Below are 21,349 nucleotides of genomic sequence, written 5' to 3'. Positions count from 1 at the left end.
CATGGCCCGACTGCAAACGCCTGAACCCCAAGACCCATAGCCACAGCAGGGACCGCCGCCGATGACGGCCATCAACGCACTCCGCACCAGCGTCTCGGGCCTCAATGCCCAGGCCACGAAGCTTTCCGGTATTTCCAACAACATCGCGAATAGCTCCACCGTGGGCTACAAGCGGGTCGATACCCAGTTCGAGAGCCTGGTGCTGGAAGGCTCCTCCAACGGCGCCTCGGCGCTGGCCGGCACGTCCGCGACCAACCGGGTGGAGATCAGCAAGCTCGGCCAGGTGCAGAGCACCGGCATCGACACCGACATCGCCGTCAACGGCAATGGCTTCCTGGTGGTGAACGACAGCGCCGGCAGCAACGGCAAGTATCTCGTCACCCGTGCGGGTTCCTTCCGCTCCGATGCCAATGGCAATCTGGTGAATGCGGGCGGCTACTACCTGCAAGGCGTGAAGCTGGGGGCGGACGGACTGCCGCTCGGCAATGTCGGCGACAACAACGTGGACAGCCTGACCACGGTGAATGTCAACGACATCAGCGTCGCCTCGGCGCCCACCACCAACATGACCTTCTGGGCCAATCTGCCCTCCGGCCAGACCGCCTATAAGGATACGCCGCAGGACATCAACACCAATATCAGCAGCATCGATTACTACGACGCGCTGGGCGCCACCCAGACCCTGACCTACCGCTTCATTCCGCAGACGGCAGCCTCGGCGACGGACCCGAACACCAATAAATGGCTGGTACAGGTCTTCGACAGCGCCACCGGCGGCGATCCCGCCCTGGCCGCCACGGATGAGAAGCGGCTGGTCGGCCAGGTGGAGATCGAGTTCTGGGGCGCCAGCGCCGGCGCCAACAAGGCCGGCACCATCAGAAGCGTCACCGATGCGGAGCCCACGGCGGCGGTGACCGGCAGCTATAGCGGCTACACGCCGACAGCCGACGCGACCAGGGGCCTCTATGACCCCAACTTCGGCACGCTGACCATGAAACTGGGCGGCGGCATCGACCTCCCGATCAAGATCGGCGTGCCGGAAAGCGCTTCTGGCCTCACGCAGCTCAGCGGCAACTATGTGCCGACCAAGGTCGAGAAGGATGGTTCCGCCTTTGGCATGCTGGAGCGCGTCTCGATCGAGGATGACGGCAAGGTGGTCGCCACCTTCTCCAATGGCCAGAGCCGGGCGATCTACCAGCTGAAGCTGGCGGTCTTTCCCAATGCCGATGGCCTGAACCCGGTCAGTGGCGATGCCTATGAGATGTCGCGCGCCGCAGGCTCCGTGCGGCTGTTGACGGCGGGCGAGGGCTCGGCCGGCACCACCTCGGGCGGCGCGTTGGAATCCTCCAATGTCGATATCGGCACGGAGCTGACCAACCTAATCGAGACGCAGCGGGCCTATAGCTCCAATGCCTCCGTGGTCCGCACGGCCGACCAGATGCTGGAAGAAGCCACCAACCTGAAGCGGTAACGCCACCTGCGGGGCCGCTGCCACGGTCCCGCCGCCATGCGAAAATTCTCAATACGGAGTTCCTGCCATGTCCCTGCAAGCCGCGCTGAGCACCGCCCTGACCTCGCTGGCCGCCGAGCAGCGCGCCTCGGCGGTGATCGCCAACAACGTGGCCAATGCGCAGACCGCTGGCTACGTGCGGCGCGACCTGCCGCGCAGCGAGAACCTGGTGGGCTCCAGCGGCCAGGGTGTCGCGACGGGCGTGACGCAGCGCGCGGCCGATGCGGTGCTGGCCGCCGCCTCGCGCACCGCCGATGGCGCCGAGGCCTTTGCCGGCCGCATGCGCGCGCTGCTCGAGACCTATACCAGCGTGATCGGCCAGCCGGCGGATGAGCGCTCGCTGTCCTCCCGCCTCGGCGCCTTTCAGGAGGCCATGACGGCGCTCTCCGTCACACCTGAGAATGCCGTGGCGCAGAGCCAGGCGCTTTCAGCGGCGCAGGATCTGGTGAGCAGCTTCCATGACATGGATGCCGCCATCTCCAAGGTGCGCACCGATGCCGACCTCGGCGTCGCCACCGAGGTGGATGCGGTCAATACCGCGCTGCAGAACCTGAAGGAGGTGGACCGGCAGCTGGCGCAGGCTTCAGCACGCGGTGCCTCCACCGCCGAATACGAGGACAAGCGCGACATCATCCTCGCCGATATCGCCACCAAGCTGCCGATCCGCATCTATGACAATGGTCCCGGCAAGCTGCTGGTGACCACCGATGGCGGCAACACGCTTTACGACAGCGGCAATGTTCACCGGCTGTCCTTCACCCATACCCCGGGTATCGCTTCCGATATCCGCCGCAACGGCGCCGCGCCCTATACCGATGGCCTGTCGGATATCACCATCGATGGCATGAAGCTGCGCGGCTCGGACAGCGGCAGCATCGCCGCCAATCTGAAGATCCGCGACGAGGTGATGCCGCGGTTCGCCGATATGCTGGACCAGGTGGCCGGACATCTGGCCGAGACATTCCAGCAGGCCGATCCGTCGCGGAGCGGCACGCAGGCCGGCCTTTTCACCCGCGATGACGATGGCGACGGCGCGGGAGCGGCCCACTTTGATGGCGCCGCGCCCTTCACCGGCGTGGCGCGGACTTTGGCCATCAATCCACAGGTGGACCCGGACCAGGGCGGCAAGCTGTGGCGGATGCGCGACGGCATGCAGGCCAGTACCGAAGGTCATGCCTCCAACAACAGCATCATCCTCGGCTGGCTGGATGCGATGGAAACCAGCCGCAGCTATCCCGCCTCCACCGGCCTGCCGGGCTCGATGGGGCTGTCGCAGGCGGCAGCGCAGACCGTTGGCCTGATGCAGGGGGAGCGCGCGACCTGGACCGACCGCGCCGCGACCCGCAGCACCATTGCGTTGCAGGCGCGGCAGGACCTGACCAACAAGACGGCGGTGAACGTGGATGAGGAACTGCAGCGCCTGCTGATGGTGCAGCAGACCTATTCGGCCTCCGTGCAGGTCATCCAGGCCGCCACCAAGATGCTCGACCAACTCACCAGCCTCGGCGGCTGACAGGAGATTCCGTGATGATGGACCGTGTTTCCCCCGCCGGCATCGCCATCGGCCGCCAGGCCAATCTGCAAAGCCTGCAGGCGCAGCTGGCACGCGCGACGGCCGAGATGTCCTCCGGCCGCAAGAGCGACCCGGCACGCGAGATGGGTGTCGGCGCCTCGCTGCTCTACCGGCTGCATGACGACATCCAGCAGGGCGGTGCGATCAGGAACAGCACCAGCCTGGCCGGTGAGCGGATGAAGACCATGCAGACCGCCATGACCTCGGTTGGCAAGATCTTCGAGGATGTCTCAGCCCAGATCCTGCAGGCCGATGCCCTGAAGCAGCAGAGCTACGAGACGCTGGCGGCCGATACGCCGGATCTGCTGGCCTCGATCAGCGACCTGCTGAACACCGACTTCCAGGGCCAGAAGGTGTTCGGCGGCACCGACAGCGGCAACCGTCCGCTGCGGGACATTGCCAAGCTGCCGGCGCAGATCCAGTCCATGCTGGAGGCGGCGGTGAACGCCAATGCCGGCGCGCCACTGGACGCCGCCGGCGTGGCGGAGCTTATGCAGGATATCGAGGATGCCTTCGCCGGCCCCGGTTCCGCCTTCTACAGCCTCTATTACGGTTCCTCCTCCACCACGGGGGATACCAAGCCGAACATGGTGCGCATCGGCGAGGGCCAGACGCTGGCCTATGATGTGCGCACGGACAACGCCGCCTTCCGCGATGCCTTCAAGGCCCTGGCCATGACCTCGCTGCTGGGCAAAGGCGGGGACATGCTCAGCCACGATGCCAAGGTGGCACTGGCCGACCGTGCCGGCGAGCTGATGCGCGGTGCCCAGAGCGGCCTGACCACGCTCGCCGGCACGCTGGGCACCAAGCAGGCGCGGCTGGAGCGGTTGGCCGAGATCCAGAGCCGTGCCGTCGATGCCGCGGCGGCGCAGATCAATGATCTGGAGCAGGCCGATTACTACACCCTCAGCGACCAGATCAGCACCATGCAGATCCAGTTGCAGGCGACCTACTCCATCACGGCCCAGCTCTCGAAGCTGAGCCTGGTGAACTACCTCTGACCCCCCATCCGAACGACGGAGAAGCCGACGTGAACCTCCTGATCAGCCCTGGTTTCAGCAACCCCTTTCTGCCGTTGGCGCTGGAGGAGGAGGATATCGCCACCTTCACCGCCATCGCCGAAGGCCTGGGCTGCACGCCTGAGGAATGCGGCGAGGCCTTCATGATGGCCACGCCCCTGGCCCGCGACGCGGCGGTGATGCTGTGGCGTGGCGCCGTGGCAACGATGCCGCGGCCAGACGTGCCGCAGACCCCACTCCGCGCCCAGCACCTGCGGGATGCGCTGGGCACGCTGCGGGCGCTGCTGGGCCTCGCCCCCATGCTGATGCCGCTCGACGCGCTGGCCGAGGCCGGCCTGCGTTACCGCGCCTGAAGGCCAGGGAGGTCCGCCATGTTGCGCCGCCTTCTCTATGCCGCCGCCCTTGCCTGCCTGGCCGCAACGCCAGCCCTGGCCCAGGTGCGGCTGAAGGACATCGTTTCCATTGAGGGCGTGCGCGGCAACCAGCTTGTCGGCTACGGGCTGGTCATCGGCCTGCAGGGTACGGGCGACCAGCTGCGCAACACGCCTTTCACGCAGCAGAGCCTGACCGCGATGCTGGAGCGGATGGGCATCAATGTCGCCGATGCGCGGGTGCAGACCCGCAACACCGCCGCCGTGATCGTCACCGCCACCCTGCCACCCTTCGCACGGCAGGGCACGCCGATCGATGTGCAGGTTTCCTCGCTGGGTGACAGCCGCAGCCTGAATGGCGGCACGCTGATCGTCACGCCGCTGATGGGCGCGGATGGCGAGGTCTATGCCGTGGCTCAGGGCCCGGTGGTGGTGGGCAGCTTCCAGGCGGCGGGGCAGGCGCAGAGCATCTCTTCCGGGGTCACCACGCAGGGGCGCGTTCCTGGCGGCGGCCTAGTGGAACGTGAGGTGCCGGTCAGCCTGCGAAACGTGGACAGCATTCGCCTGGCGCTGCGTTCGCCCGACTTCACCACCGCCATCCGCATCGAGGAGGTGGTGAATGCCCGCTTTGGCCCCGGCAGCGCTACCGCGCTGGACCTTGGCACGGTGGAGGTGAAGGTGCCCTTCGGCCTGCGCGACCGCCTGCCGATGATGGTGGCGCAGATGGAGGGCCTGACGGTGCGGCCCGAAACCCCGGCCCGCGTGGTGGTGGACGAGCGCACCGCCACCATCGTGGTGGGTGCCGAGGTGCGGGTGGACCCGGTGGCCATCACCCATGGCAATCTGGTGATTCGCGTCACCGAAAGCCCGGTGGCCAGCCAGCCCGCGCCCTTCTCCAACGGCGAGACGGTGGTGCTGCCGCGCACCCAGGTGGAGGTGGACGATCAGCGTGGCCGTAAGCTGGCGGTGCTGCCCCGGGCCAATACCTTGCAGGCACTGGTCAATGGGCTGAACGCCCTGGGGCTGGCGCCGCGCGACCTGATCTCGGTGCTGAACGCCCTGAAGGCCAGCGGCGCGCTGCATGCGGAACTGCAGTTTATCTGAAGCGGGGGTTCAGCAATGGCCGGCGGTGCCGCGCCAGCCGGCATGGGCCAGCTCGCCCAGATGCTCCTCCAGCCCGGCGGCGCGCAATGCCGCCAGGCTGGCCCAGCCATCCGGCAGGTCCACCCGTACCGGATGCAGGCTGAGTCCGAAGGCGACCTCGTCCTCCGGCCAGCCACCTTCCCAGAGATCGATATGCCAGCGCGCCTGGGCCTCGGTGGCGAAGGTGGCCACGGCGCGGCGGCCTGCGCCATTCAGCTTGGACCAGCAGGACTGCGTTGGCAGGCGGCCCACATAAAGGCCAAGCGCCTGATGAACAAGCACGAAGCCGCGGGCCGCCGCTGCGGACCGGTTGCGGTCTCCTGCGGTCATCGCCACCCCTCCGCCTCCGGCCGGCCACCGAAGCCGTCCTGGGTCCAGCCATTGCTGAACATCGGCCGGCGCTGCGGCGGCGGCTCTGCCATGGGAAGGGGCGGCTCCAGCAGAGCCGTGACATCGAGTTGCAGCCCGTGTGAGCCGGAAGGCTGAAACACGTGGCCCCTCCTCTCGCGCCAGCCCGCTGATGGAGGTGGAACCTGGACCTCCCTCTGGTGCCGCAGATCAGGCTGAGCCTTGGCGGGCAGCGTTGGCACCGAGAGGAGCGCCAAGCAGTTGGCAAGCAACAAGAAGCTGACACGATTACGCATGGCAGAACACTCTCTTATCGGGATTTGTCTCATTTTATAGCATTCAATCGTAGGAGTCTCGAGGTTGACCCGTGAAAATTGTGTCTCTCAGTCGCCGGTGCGCGTTAAAACGCCCTTAACGTATTGATGTAGAACCGTTTTACCTCAGAACAAACGTTCTTACTTTTTTGTAGACTTCACCCTCAGGGTGAGTAAGAAATTTCTTACGCACGCAATACGCGAGTTTCGGCCTCGAGACACACTTGGCCCAACCGCCCTGACTGGAAGACGCGCCGATGCTGGGACTGACGCTGCTGCTGAACAAGGCCGCGACCGCGCTGGACCAGCTCTGCCTCACGCGGATCAGCCGGGACATCGGCATCCTGACCCCGGAATACCTAGACCCGTCCCTGATCCTGTCTGCGGAAGGTCCTCCCGCCACGGCGGAAGCCATGCTGCGCGCAACACTGAGCCAGGTCGCCGCGCGACTTCAGGTTGCCGGGGCTGCTGTCAGCGTTCGTGCCATCCTGAATGGCCACGAAGCAGGCCGGCGGCAGACTGCGCTCCTGGCGCTCGCTGGCACCACGCCGTGGCAGGCGACCGGACAGTTGCCGGGCGGCGGCCAGATTCACTGCCGCCCAGCCGCCGACGGCCAAGTCTATCTGCTGGCCGGTGCACCCACGGCCGGCGCCGTCCATGCCCCGCATGCCATGCGGGGTTATGAGGAGCGGCTCTGGCTCCTGCCCGCCAGCCATCCCTGCGCCGAAGGGCAGGCGCTACCTTCCGAGCCGGCAGCCTGGATCAGCGGCGCCGGTCTGGACAGCCTGTCGCTCGATGCGGCGCTGCGCGACCTGATGTTGCGGCTCGCCGATGCCGGGGAAGCCACACTGCTCGCTGCCATCCCGGCCCCGCCACAGGAGGCCCTTCTGGCGCCCGAGCCCGTCGAGGCTCTGCCGCGGGCACCCGCCGTCGCCGCCTGATCAGCAGGCGAGGCGATAGAGACTCCGGGAGGCTGCGTCCCGCACCGCTGCCCAATCCGGCTCGCGTTGCTGCGGGGGAGCCCGCGTCACGGGCGTGACGCCAGCCCGCATCAGAAGGTCGCGCAGGTCTTCCAGCGGGATCGCCGCGGTCAGGCCCCGGCCACCGGCATAGACCACCCCCACCACCTGGCCCGCCGCATCCAGCACTGGGCCACCGGAACTGCCTCCATGGGAAGGCGCGTCGATCTCCAGGCGCCAGCGCAGCCGGGCGGCCTGGGCAGGGCCGAAGTAGCGCAGCCCGTCTTCCCAGGCAGGCTCGATCTCATGGCCCTGCCGGTCGGTCATGACGAAGCTGACGGCGCGGCCGCCTTCCGGGTCATGTACCGTGAGGGTGGCGCGCAGGATCGGGCCGCGCGTGCCGTGCAACTGCCCGGCAAGGCGTCGCTCGGTGCCGCTGGTCGGGTAACCAAGGGCCAGGACCGGCGTGCCGCGCGGCAGGCGCTGTGCCGCGGACAGCGGCAACACCGCCTCCCCCGCATCGGGGCCTTGCAGCAGCGCCAGATCGGCATCGGCATCCAGCATGGCCACCTGCCATGGGCCGCTCCGACCTTCCACCCGCAACGGCAGGCCGTGGGCCCGGCAACGCAAGGCCACATGTGCATTGGTCACCAGCAGGCCAGGCGCCACCGCGAAGGCGGAGCCCGACCATCCACTGGTTACCTCCGGCACGGGGGAAGTGGCCGACCGCAGCGGCCAGGCCGCCGTGGCCGCCGCCAGAAGCGCCAGACCCAGGCCGGAGGCCACCACTCCGCCGATCCAGCACCTCATGTGCATTCAGACCTTTTTGCGAAAAACAACTATGTGCTACCATGTCGCCGGCGCTCCTGCCAAGCCGCCATCACATCGGAGCAACGATGCAGGGCCTGCCCATCCTGATCCGCCTGGCGCGGAAACGTGCCGATGAGCAGCGCGCCATACTGGCCGGGGCAGAACGCCAGACCCTGCTGGCTGCCGAGATGCTCGCTGGGCACGCGGCCCATCTACAGCGGGAAACCGAGCGGGCACGTGGCCAAGCGGAGGAAATGGCGCTGTGGGCGGATTGGTCGCGCGTCGCCGCCGGGCGCCAGCGGCAGTTGCAGCAAGCCCTGTCCATGCTCCAGGCGCAGGAGGCACAGATCCGCGAGGCACTGCGCGAGGATTTCGCGGAGATCAAGCGGCTGGAAATCGCCCGCGACACGGCGGCCAGTGCCGCCCGCCGCCAGGCGGCACGCCGCGCCGAACGCGCGGCCGAGGATGCCGAGCTGCGCCGCGCCGCGCGCTAGGAAGCGCGCTGCAGACGCTCCAGATCCGGGTTCTCCTTGAAGCGCGCCCAGGCGGCGAGCAGTTCCTTCAGCTGCTCCTCCTGCCCGGTGCGCTCGCGCCGCATGATCTGCATGCGCTTGCGCAGCTCCAAGATCAGGTGGCCGCGCGGCAGGTCGGCGCCGGTCTCGAAACGCTCCAGGAAGATCCTGCCGAGTTCCGGATCATCCCGCTCGATGCAATAGGCGGCATAGGCGAGCACGGAGCCGCGGCCGAACTCGATCATCTTGCGGCCGAAGGTGCGCATCTCCAGCAGGCGCGGATGCTGCTCGACGATCTTCATCACCTCGGCCGGAGTCGGCTTGGCATTGCGCACGCCGGAGGGCTTCAGCTCGTGCTTCCACAGCAGCACGGCGGCGGCGGCCACCAGCGGCTTGTCACCGAAGCTGTCGAAGGCGGCACCGAGCTGCGGGCCGCGCTTCGCATGGATGTCGTAGGTGGCATAAGCCTCCTCCGGCAATCCGCGCATCACCGGCACCTCGATCGATTCGCCCGCCTGGATCACGGCGGAAAGCCGGTGCTGGCCGTTCAGCAGCCGGCCGTCCCGCGCGAAGCAGATGGGCTGCGCGTTCATCATCCAGTTGCCGGCGCGGATGTCGCGCGCGATGGCATCCACATGCGCCGCGATGATCTTGCGGTTGCGCGTGTTGTGCGTGAGGTATTCCTCGGCCATCTGCGGCGTGATGGTCTCGACCGCCAGCGGAAAGACGCCTTCCTCGGTGGACAGCTTCTTCACCGCCTCGCGCAGCTTGCCGGCGGTTTCCTCCGTCTCATCGGCATGGCCGGGGTCGTTCAGCCCGGCATAGCCGTCCAGCGCCGGGAAGTCCTCGCCCTTGGTGGGGTTGGCGGTGGGGTCGATCCAGGTATAGCTGCGCTGGTGCTGGCCGCTGATGGTGGCATTCAGCGCCTTGATGCAGACGGCGAAGAGCGTCACCGGCTTCAGCCGGGTGGTCGGGTCGCCGCGCGTGATGTCGATCAGGTCGCGCACCCGCGCGCCTGGCTCCATCGGCGAGTAATTCTCCGGATTGGCAATGGCATCCAGGAAGCGCCGCGTCGCCTCGGGCGCCGTCCGCTGGCCCATGAAGAGCAGCGGCGTGCGCACTGCCTCGGAGAGCACGGTGGCCTCATGCTCCAGCGACAGCTTCACCGCCGCTTCCAGGTCCGGATTGGCGCGCAGGACCCGGTCCATGCGGGACCAGGAGGCGGTGCCGGCGCCGCGCAGCATCTTGCCGTCGTCGTAGCGGATCAGTTTGACAAGCGCCGACTGCAGGGCATGGGCATGCGGAATGCCGCGGGTTTCCAGCACGCCAGCAAAGGAGCGGCGGCGCTGCTGGTCGATGGTATGCAGCACATCGTCGGGGATGTTCTGCGCCAGCACGGTCAGGAAGGGCGTATCGGCCTTGATGCAGGCACGCAGCCGCTGCACCCCGTCCAACAGCACGCCGGCGCGGGAGAGGATGATCGGCATGCCATTCAGAATCCAGCGCCCCTCGCGCATCGATTCGGCATAGGCGGCAATGGCGGCCGGGTTCTCGGATGCGGTGGGCCGCTTGCGGCTGAGCAGTTCCGTGGCGCCCTGGGGCGTGACCAGCTCGATCGAGAAAGAGGGCACGTCAGCACCGCCGCCCTGGATCTGCACGATGCGGCCACCCTGCAGGGCCGGCTGCCTCGCGGCCCCGGTGCCTGTCTGTCGTGCGGTCGCCTTCGCGCGTGCCATCCGATGTCTCCGTTCCTGCCGCTCTTGCCGACTTTCGCTGCCATGCCGCCGAAGCGTCAAAGGGGCAGCCCTGAAGATCGTTTACCCTTTTTTCGCTTTCTTGCCTAGAAGCAAAAATTCGCCGCATCCGCGGTAAACACGAAGCAGCCCCGCCAATTGCCCGCCTGGCATGCCTCCAGTACCCCGCGTAGAGGCGCAAGATAGCCGGATGGCCGAGGCCGGAAGGATGGATTTGCTTCATCATTGTCTCGAAGCGAAATATGGCAGTTTCCGTGGTGTGGTGCTAGAAACGTGGTGCCGCCAAAATCGGCGGGCGTGCCGCAGGCACGGATAAGCGAAATACTATCATTGCAGGAGAAGCCTCATGACCCGCACCTCGCCCTTCTTTGTCAGCCACACCATCCGCCTCAGCCGCAGCGAAGTGCTGGAAGCACTGCGCGGCGCCGCCCTGGCGCAGGTGCGGGACACGCTGCGCCTGGCCGACCCTTCCGCGCGGAGCGTCGAGCTCGAAACCCGCTTTCTGGCGGGTGGCGCCGTGGAGATCGACAGCGCCGCCGTGGCGATCGAGGCGCGGCTGCCGGATGAATTCGCGCCGCTGCTGCGCCAGGGCAGCACCTGGCCAGCGCCCCCCGCCGCCACCCCGCTCTATGGCCCACCGGTCCCTGCGGCGCTGGAGCCCGCGCTGGCCTGAGACACCGCGCCACCCCGCCTTGCAATCGCCAGAAGCGCGGGCTTTGCTGCGAGGCGCAGCGAAGGGATCCCGGCATGGTGACGCGCCCGAAGCCGGGGCCGGATGGCGGCTGGATGGTGGAAGTTGGCAAGGGGCCAGCCGCCTTCGGGCGGGGCGGCTTCGCCAATGCCGCCGCGGCCGCCGCCTGGGCCGAGATGGCGGCTCAATACGTCAAGCCTTCCACCATCCGCCTGGGCCCGCGCCGCCTGCTGGGCACCATGGCCGAGGCCCTGCGCCGCTGGGCCATCGACCAAGGTACATTGCCTGAGGCGGAGGGCGGCACCCACCTCGCCCCCGTCTCCCGTCTGGCCGGGGTCATGGCGGATCCCGTCTGCGCCCTGCCCCTGGCTGCCCTGCAGCCGGAAGACCTGATGCTGCTGCGCGCCCGCCGCCGCGCCGCCTTAGGCAGCGAGGCCACCATGCTGCTGGAACAGGCGGCCCTGGCCGCGGCCATCGACGCATTGCGCGACCTGTACCTGCCCGACCTATCCAATCCTTTTTTCCAGTTGGCCCCGGACGGCCTCGCGCTGCTGCAAGAGGCCGACTGCGCCCGGTTGCTGTCGCTGCTGCAGAACCGCGATTCTGATTTGGCTCGCGCCGTGACGCTGCTGCTGACCACGGGGGCCGCGCCCGCGTTGCTCTTTGCCGCCACTCTGTCTCAGTGCCTTGCCAGGAACGACGGCCGTCTGTGGCTTGGCGGACTCTCACGGCCCTGGCCGGCCGGGCTGCCACGGCCGCAAGGCCGGCCTGACGCTACCCCGCTGCTGGGCGCCCTGGACAATGCGGCCCTGGCGCGAGGATTGGCCTGCCTGGACCAGAAGCTCGGATGCGGGCCACTGACTGCCGAGGCTCTGTGGCTGACCGGGCTGGTACTGGCCCTGCGCGATGGCTGCCATCTCGACGAAGTCATGGTCCTGACCGGCTTGCATCGGCCGGGCCTCGCCTAGCGGCGCATAGTGACAAAAACGGCATGTATGGAAATCCGCACGCCATCTTGTGCGAAACTGTTGCAACCTGGATGCGAAATTTGTAGAAGTTGCGGACGGCGACGCGCCGGCCCGACCGTCGGGCCGGGCCGGCCTTCCTAGAACGGGACTCAAAGATGAGCTTCTTCGGCAAGCCCAGCGGCGGGGAGCCCCGCATCACCTATGAACGCATCGACCTGACCGCCAATGACGCGGTGCTGGCGCCGGCCGCGCCCAGCTTCACCACCCGCCCTGCCCCGGCGGCGACGGCCGTGGTACGCCCGGCCCCGACGGTGGAGCCCCCGGCCATGCTGATCGCGGCCGACAGTGAGCTGGAGGGCCGCTTGCGCTCGCATGGTGCTGTGCGAATCGAGGGCGTCCTGCGCGGCGAGCTGGTGGCTGCTTCCGTGATGGTGGCGCCGGGCGGACTGATCGAGGGTCTGGTGACGGTGGAGCATGCGCAGATCGACGGCACGCTGCGCGGCACCGTGGTCGCGCGCGACGTCGAGATCAGTCGCACGGCCATGGTGGATGCTGAGCTGGTTTATGAGGAGATCGGCATCGCCCGCGGTGCGCGTGTCCATGGCCTGCACCGCCGGCGCGAGCCTGAGCCGGCACCGCGGGCTGAGGCGGATGCGCTCTCCCTCTCGGTCACTGCCATGCCGGTGCCGGCCGAGGCACTGGAGGCGGCCGTGCCGACCAGTGCCCTGGTGGCCGCTGCCGAGGCCGCACTGCAGGAACTGGCCGAGGTCGCCCAGGCTGCCGCCGGCGCTTCCTCCGAGCTGGCGCAGAACGGCATCAGCGAGCTGGTGATGCTGGAAGGCGAGCTTCGCGACACCGCGGCTCGCCTGCCCCTGGCCAGCCCGGCACTCTGAAGCCCAGCGAAGCGGGGCAAGGATGATGACCCTCCTGTGCCCCGCCGGCCTCTCAGTTGTAGAGCGGCACCAGGCCTGGATAAGGGATCTCGCGCAGGCCACGGTCCCGCAAGAGGCGGTTGGCGGCGCGGGTGACCTCGCGCGGCCCGGCCTCATGGCCATCCAGCATATAATAGCCGTTGCGCAACGGCCGAACCCGGGTGCCGAGCAGCCCACAGGCATATTGCAGCGGTGTCATGTCCTCCTCGATCTCCGACAGCGGATCAAGCAAGGGCGCGACCTCCCGTTCGCGGCTGACGCGACCCAGCACCCGCTTGGCACGGCGCTGCGCATACCAGGGCTCGATGCCGAAGGCGCGCGACAAGGCCTGGATATCCTCGCCCGCCAGCAGCCGCCGGTCGAACTCACCACGCAGTTCCGGCGCCAGGGCGCGGCGGCGCTGCTGCTGGCGCCGGCGTGGCGCCGGTGCCAGATCCTCCTCAAAGCCGTCCTCGTCCCACATTTCGCCCATTGCCTCGCCCATGCTGGCCGGTCCTGTCTGGCCGCGCTTTTCCGCGGCTGGGTTCAGCTCCTTCTGGAGATTCGGGAGCCGACCGTTCTGGTGGCGGGTTCTGTACGCACAGCTATGCGAGGATTTCCTAAGACTCTCTTAGAATGCGCCGCTTCTTTGCCCGAGTTCGCGCAAATCCTGTGGAAAAGGTTCCAGATCATGGATTCTGTCTCACCCGCCGGACGCCGTGTCGCCCGGCAGCTGGAGGCGAGCTTCGCCTCCGAAATGTTGCAGGCCGCCCGGCCGCAGAAGCGTCAGGGCCTGTTCGACGGCGGAGTTGGCGCCGGCGCCTTCGACAGCTTCATGGATCATGCGCTGGGAGACGCCATGGCGGCCCGCGGCGGCCTCGGCCTGGCGCCGGCCATCGAGCGGATCATCAGCGGCCGTGCTACCCGGCCGGAAGCCGCGCGGTGAGCGCGCTGATCGAGGCTGCCGCTCGCCTGGAAGCAGTCTTATGGAGAGAGGCTGAGATGGCCGGCACGGCGCCGCTCGCCACTCTTGGTGCCCTGATGGAAGAAAAGCGGGAAGCCCTGCTGGCGCTCAGCCGGCTGGGCCCGCCGGAGAGCGTGGCGGAACGCATGGCGCTGCGCGGCATGATGGCAGCGGCCGAGGAGAACGGCATGGTGCTGGGTGCGGTGGCCAACGCCCTCGGCACCGTGCATGACCGCCTGCGCCGCGACCTGGCCCAGGCGGCCGACCCTGGCACCTACGGACCGCAAGGCAGCGCCTTCCCGGGGCCACGCCGCAAGCCGCTACGCCATACCCTCGCCGCTAGTCTTGATCGCACGGCTTAGGGCCAGCAGGTTTGGGCGGCAGCCATTGAGATGGTTGCCGCCTTCAGAGTCCCAGCCCTTTCTTCGTGAGGAAGCGCAGCGGCCTCACTCTCCGCTATCCTGCTGCTGGGATCACACGGATGCAGAACGGCATGACAGATCCTGTATCATGCTCGCTCGACGGTACGTTGAGGCAAGCCAGCACTCCCACGGCCATCAGCACTAATGGTTTGTGACCTGCGCAAAAAAATCATCTGAGGCACGCGCCGCGCTTGCGAAAAACAACTCCCGTCTGTTAGATCGGTTGTGTCGCGGCCGGGGTGTTCAACCCCCACGCTAGGCGATGACCGCGTCAGAAGGCGCTCCCCGAACCGGAACCCTTGAAGGGCGCAAACATGGTCAGCTCGATCCTCACCAACAACGGTGCAATGACGGCGCTGCAGTCGCTGAAGTCGACGCAGAAGAGCCTGCTGAACACGCAGAACCGCATCTCCACCGGCCTGAAGGTCTCGACCGCCAAGGACAATGCCGCGACCTGGGCCGTGGCCACCGCGATGCGCTCCGACATCGCCAATACCAAGCAGGTCAGCGAGAACCTTTCCGTCTCATCCTCCATTATCGGTACGGCCGAGACGGCCGCTGAGCAGATCGCCGATGCGGTCAAGCAAATCCGCACCAAGGTCACCTCCGCGCAGAACCCGGCGGTGGACAAGGCGCAGGTCCAGGCCGACATCGACGGCTATATCGAAACCATCAAGTCCATCGTCAGTGCCGCCTCCTTCAAGGGCGTGAACCTGGTCAACGGCAGCGGAACGCAGAAGGTCCTCACCTCTGTCAACTCGGTCGATGGTGTCTCGACCGCCGCTTATGCGGATGTGGCCAAGCAGAACCTGAATGTCAGCGCCGACGGCCTGCTTTCCGGCCTGAAGGACCTGACGGTCCTGTCACGTGCGGACCAGACCTTCGCCAAAGCCAATGACGGCACTCAGAAGCTGGAGATTTCCGTCGACGCCGGCCTCTCGCTGAAGGCTGGTAATATCATGAAGTTCAAGTATGTCGACCAGACCAACAGCGACCGCACGCTGGAAGTGAAGGTGACCAAGGACATCACGGACGTTCAAACGCTGACCAACTACCTGAATGCCGACGCCACCTTCAGCAAGATGTTCCAGGCTGACCGCGTATACACCAGCGGCACCACCCTGGATGCCGATACTCTCACGATCAGCGCCAAGAACCGCGATGTCGTGCAGTCTCTCGGCACTATCGATGAAGCCACCAAGGCGGTCACCTATACGAACGTTGTGACACTTGATGCCACGTCGGGTGCAGGCGGCCTGCTCAAGAGCGCAGACCCTGTTGGTCCGCCCCCCGTGACGGGACTTGCGCTGGATGCCGACAAGCGCCGGATCGACGTCTCCTTTGTTGACGGTCCGCTGCAGGTGGGTGACAGCTTCGAACTGAAGGTCGGCTCGAACTCCAAACGCGATGATGTTGCCAATCAGTACACCTGGAAGCTCAAGGTGGTTGACGGCTCGGAAGACACCGGTGAATTGTTGGTGGGTGACCCGGAATACAGCAACACCAACCGTACCTATGTCATCGCCATCGCGGCCAGTGATGTAACCGGCAGCAAGACGGGCGCGGACATTGCAGCGAAGATCAAGGCGGCGCTGACTGTCGGCGCCACGAATGTGGCGAGTTCAGGCAAAGGCATGGGCACCGCCGGCACAGCCGATTTCGTAGCGGATTCTGCCGCTGCAGTTGCTGTTGAGAGCTTCAACGTCAAGGTTGACACGACCACTGGCCTGCTGAGCATCAGCACCCTCAATGCGACTGGCGCCGAACTCTATTCCTTCAACTCCTCCAAGACCGACTACAACGTCCTGTTGAAGAACATCGACAATGCCGAGGCTGCGGTCACGAATGCCGCCGCCAGCTTCGGCACCGCCGCGACCCGTATCGACCTGCAGAAGGACTTCCTGGACAAGCTGGTGGATACGCTGAACACCGGCCTTGGTGCCCTGGTGGACGCCGATATGTCCGAGGAAGCCGCCCGCCTGCAGGCCCTGCAGGTGCAGGAGCAGCTTGGCACCCAGGCACTCTCGATCGCCAACCAGGCGCCGCAGAGCATCCTGCGTCTCTTCCAGTAAGGCCATTCGGAGCGCGGCGCCATGCTGCGCTCCCTTTGGCTTCCAGGCGCCGGGCAGCCGTGAAGCTGGCTGGCGCCATGGCCCGCGCATGCACACCGCTGGCACCTTTTGGGGCGCCGCGCGTGACAAAGGAAGAATCCGATGTTGAGCCTTGCCATCCCTGGTGTCCCTTCAGGCCTGCCGGCCAGCGCCCTTCAGCGCCCCACCGGCGCCCTGGCCGCCTACGGCGCCGTGATCCGGGAGACCGAAGACCCCCGGACCATCGAATACCGCGTCCTCGCCCGCGCTGCCGCCATGCTCGAACTGGCGGCCTTGCCCAGCGCCGGCCCCGCCGACCTGCCTGCCGCCATTCACGAGAACCGCATGGTCTGGACAGCCTTTGCCGCCGACCTAGCCGAGGATGGCAACAGTTGCGAAGCCACGCTGCGCACGCGGCTGCTGTCGCTGGCGCGCTGGGTTTTCGCCGAGAGTGACCGCGTTCTGCGCGCACGAAAGAGCCCGCAGGCGCTGATCGATGTCAACCGCGCGGTGATGCTGGGCCTGCAGCCCGACGCCGCCGCACAGCCGGACCCGATGTGATGTCCCTGATCCTGAAGTTGGCCCCAGGAGAACGGCTCTTCATCAATGGCGCCGTGGTCACCAATGGTGACCGCCGCGCCTACCTGATGGTGGAAACCAAGGCCCAGATCGTGCGCGAGAAGGATGTTCTGCTGGCCGAGGATGTATCCACCCCTGTACGGCGCGCCTACTTTGCCGCACAGGGCGTGCTGCTGAACGCGCAGCCCGTACTCGGCAGCACCGAGGCCTTTGCCGAGCAGGTGGCACGCCTTCGTGGCGTCTTCCTGAAGCCCGAACATCTCGGCCTGCTGGATGAAGCGGAAGCGCAGATGCAGGAAGGCAATACCTATCGCGCGCTTTCGGCGCTGCGTGAGCTGGTGATGTATGAGGCGGCACTGCTGGACATGGCGCCGCCGGAGCGATTCCGCCGTGACGGCGCTCCGCGGGAGGATCTCGCCTCCCGCCTGCTGCCACCTGCCCGTGGCATGCGATCAAAGCGCGGCGGCGCCTCGTCGGCGGAGCGGCCGGTGGGGATTCCCTGACCGTCGAGGACACCTCGCATTCCGTTACAGCTAGGCCAGGAGCTGCTGCGATGATCGCCCCCGCCCCCAACGTGAAGAAGCGGGCTGTGGAGCCGCCGGCTCCCTTGCCTTCCCGCCTCCATGGGACGCGGGAGAGTACCGCTGGCGCGCTAACCGTGGCGATGGCAGAACGGCAGAAGCAGATGAAACCAAGCGACCCGGTGCACGATGTGCACCTGGATAGCGAAACGGTGCGCCTCTATACGGAGATGCACGATCCGGAGACGGGGCGTGTCCTGCTCCGCCTGCCCGCCGCCTTTCAAGGTGAAGGCACGGACAAGCCGGCCGGGGCTTGGTTGGAAGCATGAGCATCACGCCCATCAGCATCGGCCTGCCAAGCGGCACCGCTGGCTGGAAGATCTTGCAAAGCAAGAGCGTTACCGATTTCACGGCCTTCACCAAGAACCCGACTCTGCAGCGCGATATCGTCTATCTTCGCGAAAAGCTACCAACGAAGTTGGCCGCCAGGGACCTGCTGGCCGATCGCCGGCTGCAGGAAATGGTGTTGACCGCCTATGGGCTGGATTCGCAGATCGGCATGAATGCCCTGATGCAGAAGGTGCTGGAAAGTGACCCGGCTGACTCGGGCTCGGTTGCCGCACGCATGGTGGACAGCCGCTACAAGCAAATCTCCAGCACGCTGAACTATGGTGGGATCGCCATTCCGGAGATTCCGGCAATGCCTTCCGGTGCTACGGTGCAAGTCGAAGGTATCCGGCAGGGCAAGACCTTTGAGAGTTTCAGCGGCACCTTTGGCGGCGTTACCGTCTCGAACCTGGATCTCAGCAAGGCCAGCAATCGCATCGATCTGGCGGCAACCCTGCAGGCCGCCTTCCGCAAGGCCGATGGCAGGAAAAGCGACATCACTGTCACCGCGCTTGGCGGCAAGCTGTCTTTCACAGACGGCAAAGGGCGTGGAGCGGCGGTGAGTTTTGCCTTCGTCGCCAGCCCTGGCACTACGGCGCAGGCCGCCCTGACAGCCAATACCACTGGCAGTGTCGCAGTGCCGGCACAGGGCGGGCCGGCCGTAACCAAAAGCGCCACAGTGGAGGAGATCGTCGCCCGCTTCACCCAGGCACGCTTCGAGGAATCGCTTGGGGAAACCTCGGAGACGCTGCGCAGGGCGGTCTATGCCAAGCGCAGCCTGCCCGGCGTCACCAGCTGGTACAGCGTGATCGCCGACCGCAATCTCGCCTCCGTGGTGCAGGGCGTGCTGGGCCTGCCGGAAAGTTTCGGCCAGATCAACGTGGACCAGCAGAAGGCGATGCTGGAGAGGCGCATGGACATCGCGGATTTCAAGGACAGCGCCAAGCTGGCCAAGCTGCTGGACCGTTACGTGGCGCAGTCTGGCGTGGCGGAGGCGCAGGCCCTGGCCAGTTCCTCCGGCATCGCCACGCTGGTGCAGCCGATCGCCTGGGGCGGTGACAGCTTCACAGGCAGCAGCGCGGCGGCACTCTTCTCCGTCATCGGCGGCCGGTAGAGGCCGCCCCCAACCATACTCAGCCCTTCAGCGCCGCCGCTAGTTGCGCGAAGGCCTCCGGCGCGGCGGCGCGTTCGTCCACCGCCTGGCTGAGGAAAGCTTCCAGCTCCGGTTGCTGCCGGATCGCCAGATCCACCAGCGGGTCGCTGCCGGTACGGTAAGCGCCGAGGCGGATCATCTCCGCCATATCCGCATAGGCACCGAGCAAGCGGCGTGCTTCGCCCAAAAGCGCATTCTCCTCGGCCGAGTGACAGCGCGGCAGCGCGCGGCTGACCGAGCGCAGGATGTCGATGGCCGGCCAGCGGCCACGCTCGCCGATCCGGCGATCGAGCACGATATGCCCGTCCAGGATGCCGCGCACGGCATCGGCGATGGGTTCATCATGGTCGTCGCCATCGACCAGCACGGTGAAGATGGCGGTGATGTCGCCCTCGCCTTCCGGCCCTGGCCCGGCACGTTCCAGCAGCGCCGGAAGCTCGTTGAAGACGGAAGGGGTATAGGAGCGCGCGGTAGCCGGCTCGCCGGCCGCCAGCCCGATCTCGCGCTGCGCGTGCGCCAGGCGCGTCACGGAGTCGAGCAGCAGAAAGACCTGCTTGCCCTCGGCGCGGAAATGCTCCGCGACCGCCAGTGTGGCCTGGGCTGCGCGCCGGCGGGCCAGCGCGGGCTGGTCGCTGGTGGAAACCACCACCACGGAGCGCGCGCGGCCTTCCTCGCCCAGCGTATGGTCCAGGAATTCGCGCACCTCGCGGCCGCGTTCGCCAACCAGTCCCACAACAATGACATCCGCTTCCACGAAGCGCGCCAGCATGCCCATCAGGGTCGATTTGCCGACACCGGAGGCCGCGAAGATGCCCATGCGCTGGCCCCGGCAGACCGGCGTGAAGACATCCAGGGCCCGCAGCCCGGTCTCCAGCCGGGGCCCGACCATCCGCCGGCGCAGCGCATCCGGCGCCGGGCGGCGCAGGGGCACGGCGCGGCGGCCCGCCGGCAAGGGGCCGCGGCCATCCAGCGGCCGCCCCTGCCCGTCGATCACGCGGCCCAGCCAAGCGTCGCAGGGTGCCAGGCTGAGGGGCTCCTCCAGCCAGACACGGGCGCCGGGGGCGAGGCCCTCGGTGCTGCCCTCCGGCACGGCGATGGCGGTGCCGCCCTCGAAGGCCACGAATTCGCCCTCGACGGCAGGCTGGCCGGGACGACGCACCATCATGCGGTCACCGATCGAGAGGCCGCCGCCCAGCCCTTCGACGGACAGTGCGGCACCCCGCACCGCCGCCAGCCGGCCCCAGCGGTGATGAGGCGGCAACTGCCTCAGCAGCGCCGGCGCGTCGGCCAGGCTGGCGGCGGGACGGGTGCTCGGGCGTGGCGCGCCGATGTTGCTAAAATAGTCCATGTAGGTCATGCGCCTTGTGGCAGCGGGCCTGACAGCAGGCCCAAGAGGTCGTCGCATCCTGGCAATAATGGGGCAGGCTGTCCATGCGAAAAATCCTCGACTAGGCCGTTGGCGCAAGCTATAGCTGTGGCACAGGCTCCAGAAGCAGGTTCGGCCCATGCTCGACGGCATCGACGTCTTCCGCATCACCGGCGCCCGCATGCACCAACTGGCGGCACGCCAGAATGTGCTGGCGCAGAACATCGCCAATGCTGATACGCCGCATTACCGCGCGCGTGACGTAAAGCCCTTTCAGTTCGACAGCGCTTTGCTCCGCAACCAGGGCGGCGTGGCCCCATTGCGGCTGGCGGGCATGCAGCCCGGCCATATCACCAGCACAGGTCGTGGCGCGACCGTTGTCGCCAGTCATGCGAAATCTTACAGCGAAGATCCGGACGGCAATACCGTGGATCTGGAGGAGCAGATGGTGAAGCAGGCCGATGTGGCGAAGAACTATGACCTCGCCACCCTCGTCTACAAACGCAGCGCCGCGCTGCTGCGCAACGCCGTGGGCAGCCGCTGATGCTGCGCATCGATCCCATCGGTGGCAGCGGGCCGCTGACCCAGGCCATGGCCACTGCCGCCTCCGGGATGAATACCCAGGCAGTGCGGATGCGCGTCGCGGCGGAAAATATCGCTAATGCCTCATCCACCGCGGCTGTCCCTGGTGGCGATCCCTACCGGCGCAAGCTGGTATCCTTTCGGCAGTCGATGGACCGCGCCACGGGGGCTGAGCTGGTGCAGACCAGCAGCATCGCCGGCGACCGGCGGGATTTCCGCACGCAATACGACCCCGCGCATCCAGCGGCGGATGAGCGCGGCTACGTCATGTTGCCCAATGTGGATCCCTTGCTGGAGCAGGCTGACCTTCGCAGCGCCCAGCGCAGCTACGAGGCCGGCATCGCGGTGATGCAGCAGGCCCGCTCGCTCTACGGCAAAACCCTCGACATCCTTAGGTCTTAG

The 21,349-nt window shown here is 67.0% G+C and carries 25 protein-coding genes; 19 read left to right on the top strand and 6 right to left on the bottom strand.

What is annotated here, in order from left to right; genetic code table 11:
- The first annotated feature begins 61 nt into the window (after positions 1–61).
- From EBE87_RS16810 to EBE87_RS16790, 5 genes are all read left to right on the top strand, one after another.
- Positions 62–1,471 carry a flagellar hook protein FlgE gene (locus EBE87_RS16810; RefSeq protein WP_120638816.1) on the top strand — a complete coding sequence of 470 codons (1,410 nt, stop codon included), beginning with the start codon at positions 62–64 and terminating at the stop codon, positions 1,469–1,471.
- A 67-nt stretch (positions 1,472–1,538) separates the two neighbouring features.
- Positions 1,539–3,023, top strand: coding sequence for a flagellar hook-associated protein FlgK (gene flgK / locus EBE87_RS16805; protein WP_120638817.1), 1,485 nt, complete (start codon positions 1,539–1,541; stop codon positions 3,021–3,023).
- A gap of 14 nt (positions 3,024–3,037) precedes the next feature.
- A complete protein-coding gene (locus EBE87_RS16800) occupies positions 3,038–4,084 on the top strand; it encodes a flagellin N-terminal helical domain-containing protein (RefSeq protein ID WP_120638818.1) in 1,047 nt (348 codons plus the stop codon).
- Between the two features lie 29 nt (positions 4,085–4,113).
- On the top strand, positions 4,114–4,455 hold the full coding sequence (locus tag EBE87_RS16795) for a polysaccharide deacetylase (protein WP_120638819.1): 342 nt from the start codon (positions 4,114–4,116) through the stop codon (positions 4,453–4,455).
- A gap of 18 nt (positions 4,456–4,473) precedes the next feature.
- Positions 4,474–5,577: a flagellar basal body P-ring protein FlgI gene (locus EBE87_RS16790; RefSeq protein ID WP_120638820.1), complete on the top strand. Its 1,104-nt coding sequence runs from the start codon at positions 4,474–4,476 to the stop codon at positions 5,575–5,577.
- 9 nt (positions 5,578–5,586) lie between these two features.
- Here the strand turns inward: EBE87_RS16790 and EBE87_RS16785 are convergent, their stop codons facing one another.
- Together EBE87_RS16785 and EBE87_RS29015 are read right to left on the bottom strand one after the other, a co-directional pair.
- Positions 5,587–5,946, bottom strand: a complete 360-nt coding sequence (locus tag EBE87_RS16785) for a hypothetical protein (protein WP_120638821.1) — start codon at positions 5,944–5,946, stop codon at positions 5,587–5,589.
- The gene (locus tag EBE87_RS29015; protein ID WP_158600905.1) at positions 5,943–6,107 is read right to left on the bottom strand and encodes a hypothetical protein; all 165 of its coding nucleotides are present in this window, start codon (positions 6,105–6,107) and stop codon (positions 5,943–5,945) included. Before EBE87_RS29015 ends, EBE87_RS16785 begins: the two co-directional genes overlap by 4 nt.
- A 428-nt stretch (positions 6,108–6,535) precedes the next feature.
- Here EBE87_RS29015 and EBE87_RS16780 point away from each other — a divergent pair, with 428 nt between their 5' ends.
- The gene (locus EBE87_RS16780; RefSeq protein WP_120638822.1) at positions 6,536–7,219 is read left to right on the top strand and encodes a hypothetical protein; all 684 of its coding nucleotides are present in this window, start codon (positions 6,536–6,538) and stop codon (positions 7,217–7,219) included.
- Here the strand turns inward: EBE87_RS16780 and EBE87_RS16775 are convergent, their stop codons facing one another.
- A complete protein-coding gene (locus EBE87_RS16775; protein ID WP_158600906.1) occupies positions 7,220–8,047 on the bottom strand; it encodes a S1 family peptidase in 828 nt (275 codons plus the stop codon). It abuts the gene before it with no gap.
- An 86-nt stretch (positions 8,048–8,133) separates the two neighbouring features.
- Between EBE87_RS16775 and EBE87_RS16770 the strand changes: the two genes are divergently transcribed.
- Positions 8,134–8,541, top strand: a complete 408-nt coding sequence (locus EBE87_RS16770) for a hypothetical protein (protein ID WP_199707449.1) — start codon at positions 8,134–8,136, stop codon at positions 8,539–8,541.
- On the opposite strand, the gene EBE87_RS16765 is transcribed toward EBE87_RS16770, so the two are convergent.
- Entirely contained in the window at positions 8,538–10,295 is a 1,758-nt protein-coding gene (locus EBE87_RS16765; RefSeq protein WP_120638824.1) for a hypothetical protein, read from the bottom strand. The two genes, EBE87_RS16770 and EBE87_RS16765, sit on opposite strands and share 4 nt — an antisense overlap.
- A 364-nt stretch (positions 10,296–10,659) precedes the next feature.
- On the opposite strand from EBE87_RS16765, the gene EBE87_RS16760 reads away from it, so the two are divergent.
- The 3 genes from EBE87_RS16760 (at position 10,660) to EBE87_RS16750 (ending at position 12,865) form a co-directional block, all read left to right on the top strand.
- Positions 10,660–10,986 carry a methionyl-tRNA synthetase gene (locus tag EBE87_RS16760; protein ID WP_120638825.1) on the top strand — a complete coding sequence of 109 codons (327 nt, stop codon included), beginning with the start codon at positions 10,660–10,662 and terminating at the stop codon, positions 10,984–10,986.
- A 74-nt stretch (positions 10,987–11,060) separates the two neighbouring features.
- Positions 11,061–11,972: a hypothetical protein gene (locus EBE87_RS16755; RefSeq protein ID WP_120638826.1), complete on the top strand. Its 912-nt coding sequence runs from the start codon at positions 11,061–11,063 to the stop codon at positions 11,970–11,972.
- Positions 11,973–12,127: 155 nt separating this feature from the next.
- Positions 12,128–12,865 (top strand): bactofilin family protein, encoded by a 738-nt coding sequence (locus EBE87_RS16750; protein WP_120638827.1) that lies wholly within the window; start codon positions 12,128–12,130, stop codon positions 12,863–12,865.
- Between the two features lie 52 nt (positions 12,866–12,917).
- Here EBE87_RS16750 and EBE87_RS16745 read toward each other — a convergent pair whose 3' ends face one another.
- Positions 12,918–13,388, bottom strand: coding sequence for a type II toxin-antitoxin system HipA family toxin (locus tag EBE87_RS16745; RefSeq protein ID WP_147426085.1), 471 nt, complete (start codon positions 13,386–13,388; stop codon positions 12,918–12,920).
- Between the two features lie 186 nt (positions 13,389–13,574).
- On the opposite strand from EBE87_RS16745, the gene EBE87_RS16740 reads away from it, so the two are divergent.
- From EBE87_RS16740 to EBE87_RS16710, 7 genes are all read left to right on the top strand, one after another.
- Complete coding sequence (locus tag EBE87_RS16740; protein ID WP_158600907.1) at positions 13,575–13,829, top strand: rod-binding protein; 255 nt, start codon at positions 13,575–13,577, stop codon at positions 13,827–13,829.
- A 56-nt stretch (positions 13,830–13,885) separates the two neighbouring features.
- Entirely contained in the window at positions 13,886–14,209 is a 324-nt protein-coding gene (locus EBE87_RS16735) for a hypothetical protein (RefSeq protein WP_120638830.1), read from the top strand.
- A gap of 374 nt (positions 14,210–14,583) precedes the next feature.
- Complete coding sequence (locus EBE87_RS16730) at positions 14,584–16,341, top strand: flagellin N-terminal helical domain-containing protein (RefSeq protein WP_120638831.1); 1,758 nt, start codon at positions 14,584–14,586, stop codon at positions 16,339–16,341.
- A gap of 141 nt (positions 16,342–16,482) precedes the next feature.
- On the top strand, positions 16,483–16,920 hold the full coding sequence (gene flaF / locus EBE87_RS16725) for a flagellar biosynthesis regulator FlaF (RefSeq protein ID WP_120638832.1): 438 nt from the start codon (positions 16,483–16,485) through the stop codon (positions 16,918–16,920).
- The gene (locus EBE87_RS16720) at positions 16,920–17,441 is read left to right on the top strand and encodes a flagellar biosynthesis repressor FlbT (protein WP_120638833.1); all 522 of its coding nucleotides are present in this window, start codon (positions 16,920–16,922) and stop codon (positions 17,439–17,441) included. The genes flaF and EBE87_RS16720 overlap by 1 nt, the downstream gene beginning before the upstream one ends.
- 50 nt (positions 17,442–17,491) lie before the next feature.
- Positions 17,492–17,788 carry a hypothetical protein gene (locus EBE87_RS16715; RefSeq protein ID WP_120638834.1) on the top strand — a complete coding sequence of 99 codons (297 nt, stop codon included), beginning with the start codon at positions 17,492–17,494 and terminating at the stop codon, positions 17,786–17,788.
- Complete coding sequence (locus EBE87_RS16710; protein WP_120638835.1) at positions 17,785–18,960, top strand: DUF1217 domain-containing protein; 1,176 nt, start codon at positions 17,785–17,787, stop codon at positions 18,958–18,960. Before EBE87_RS16715 ends, EBE87_RS16710 begins: the two co-directional genes overlap by 4 nt.
- A gap of 19 nt (positions 18,961–18,979) precedes the next feature.
- On the opposite strand, the gene EBE87_RS16705 is transcribed toward EBE87_RS16710, so the two are convergent.
- Positions 18,980–20,347 (bottom strand): FliI/YscN family ATPase, encoded by a 1,368-nt coding sequence (locus tag EBE87_RS16705; RefSeq protein WP_122140089.1) that lies wholly within the window; start codon positions 20,345–20,347, stop codon positions 18,980–18,982.
- Positions 20,348–20,504: 157 nt separating this feature from the next.
- Between EBE87_RS16705 and EBE87_RS16700 the strand changes: the two genes are divergently transcribed.
- Together EBE87_RS16700 and flgC are read left to right on the top strand one after the other, a co-directional pair.
- Positions 20,505–20,909: a flagellar basal body protein gene (locus tag EBE87_RS16700; protein ID WP_120639333.1), complete on the top strand. Its 405-nt coding sequence runs from the start codon at positions 20,505–20,507 to the stop codon at positions 20,907–20,909.
- A complete protein-coding gene (gene flgC / locus EBE87_RS16695; RefSeq protein ID WP_120639334.1) occupies positions 20,909–21,349 on the top strand; it encodes a flagellar basal body rod protein FlgC in 441 nt (146 codons plus the stop codon). Before EBE87_RS16700 ends, flgC begins: the two co-directional genes overlap by 1 nt.

Origin of the sequence: Teichococcus wenyumeiae (assembly GCF_003696345.1) — a bacterium.
GTDB lineage: Bacteria > Pseudomonadota > Alphaproteobacteria > Acetobacterales > Acetobacteraceae > Pseudoroseomonas > Pseudoroseomonas wenyumeiae.
Note: the sequence above shows the minus strand (reverse complement) of the source record. Positions and strands in the feature narration are given on the sequence as shown.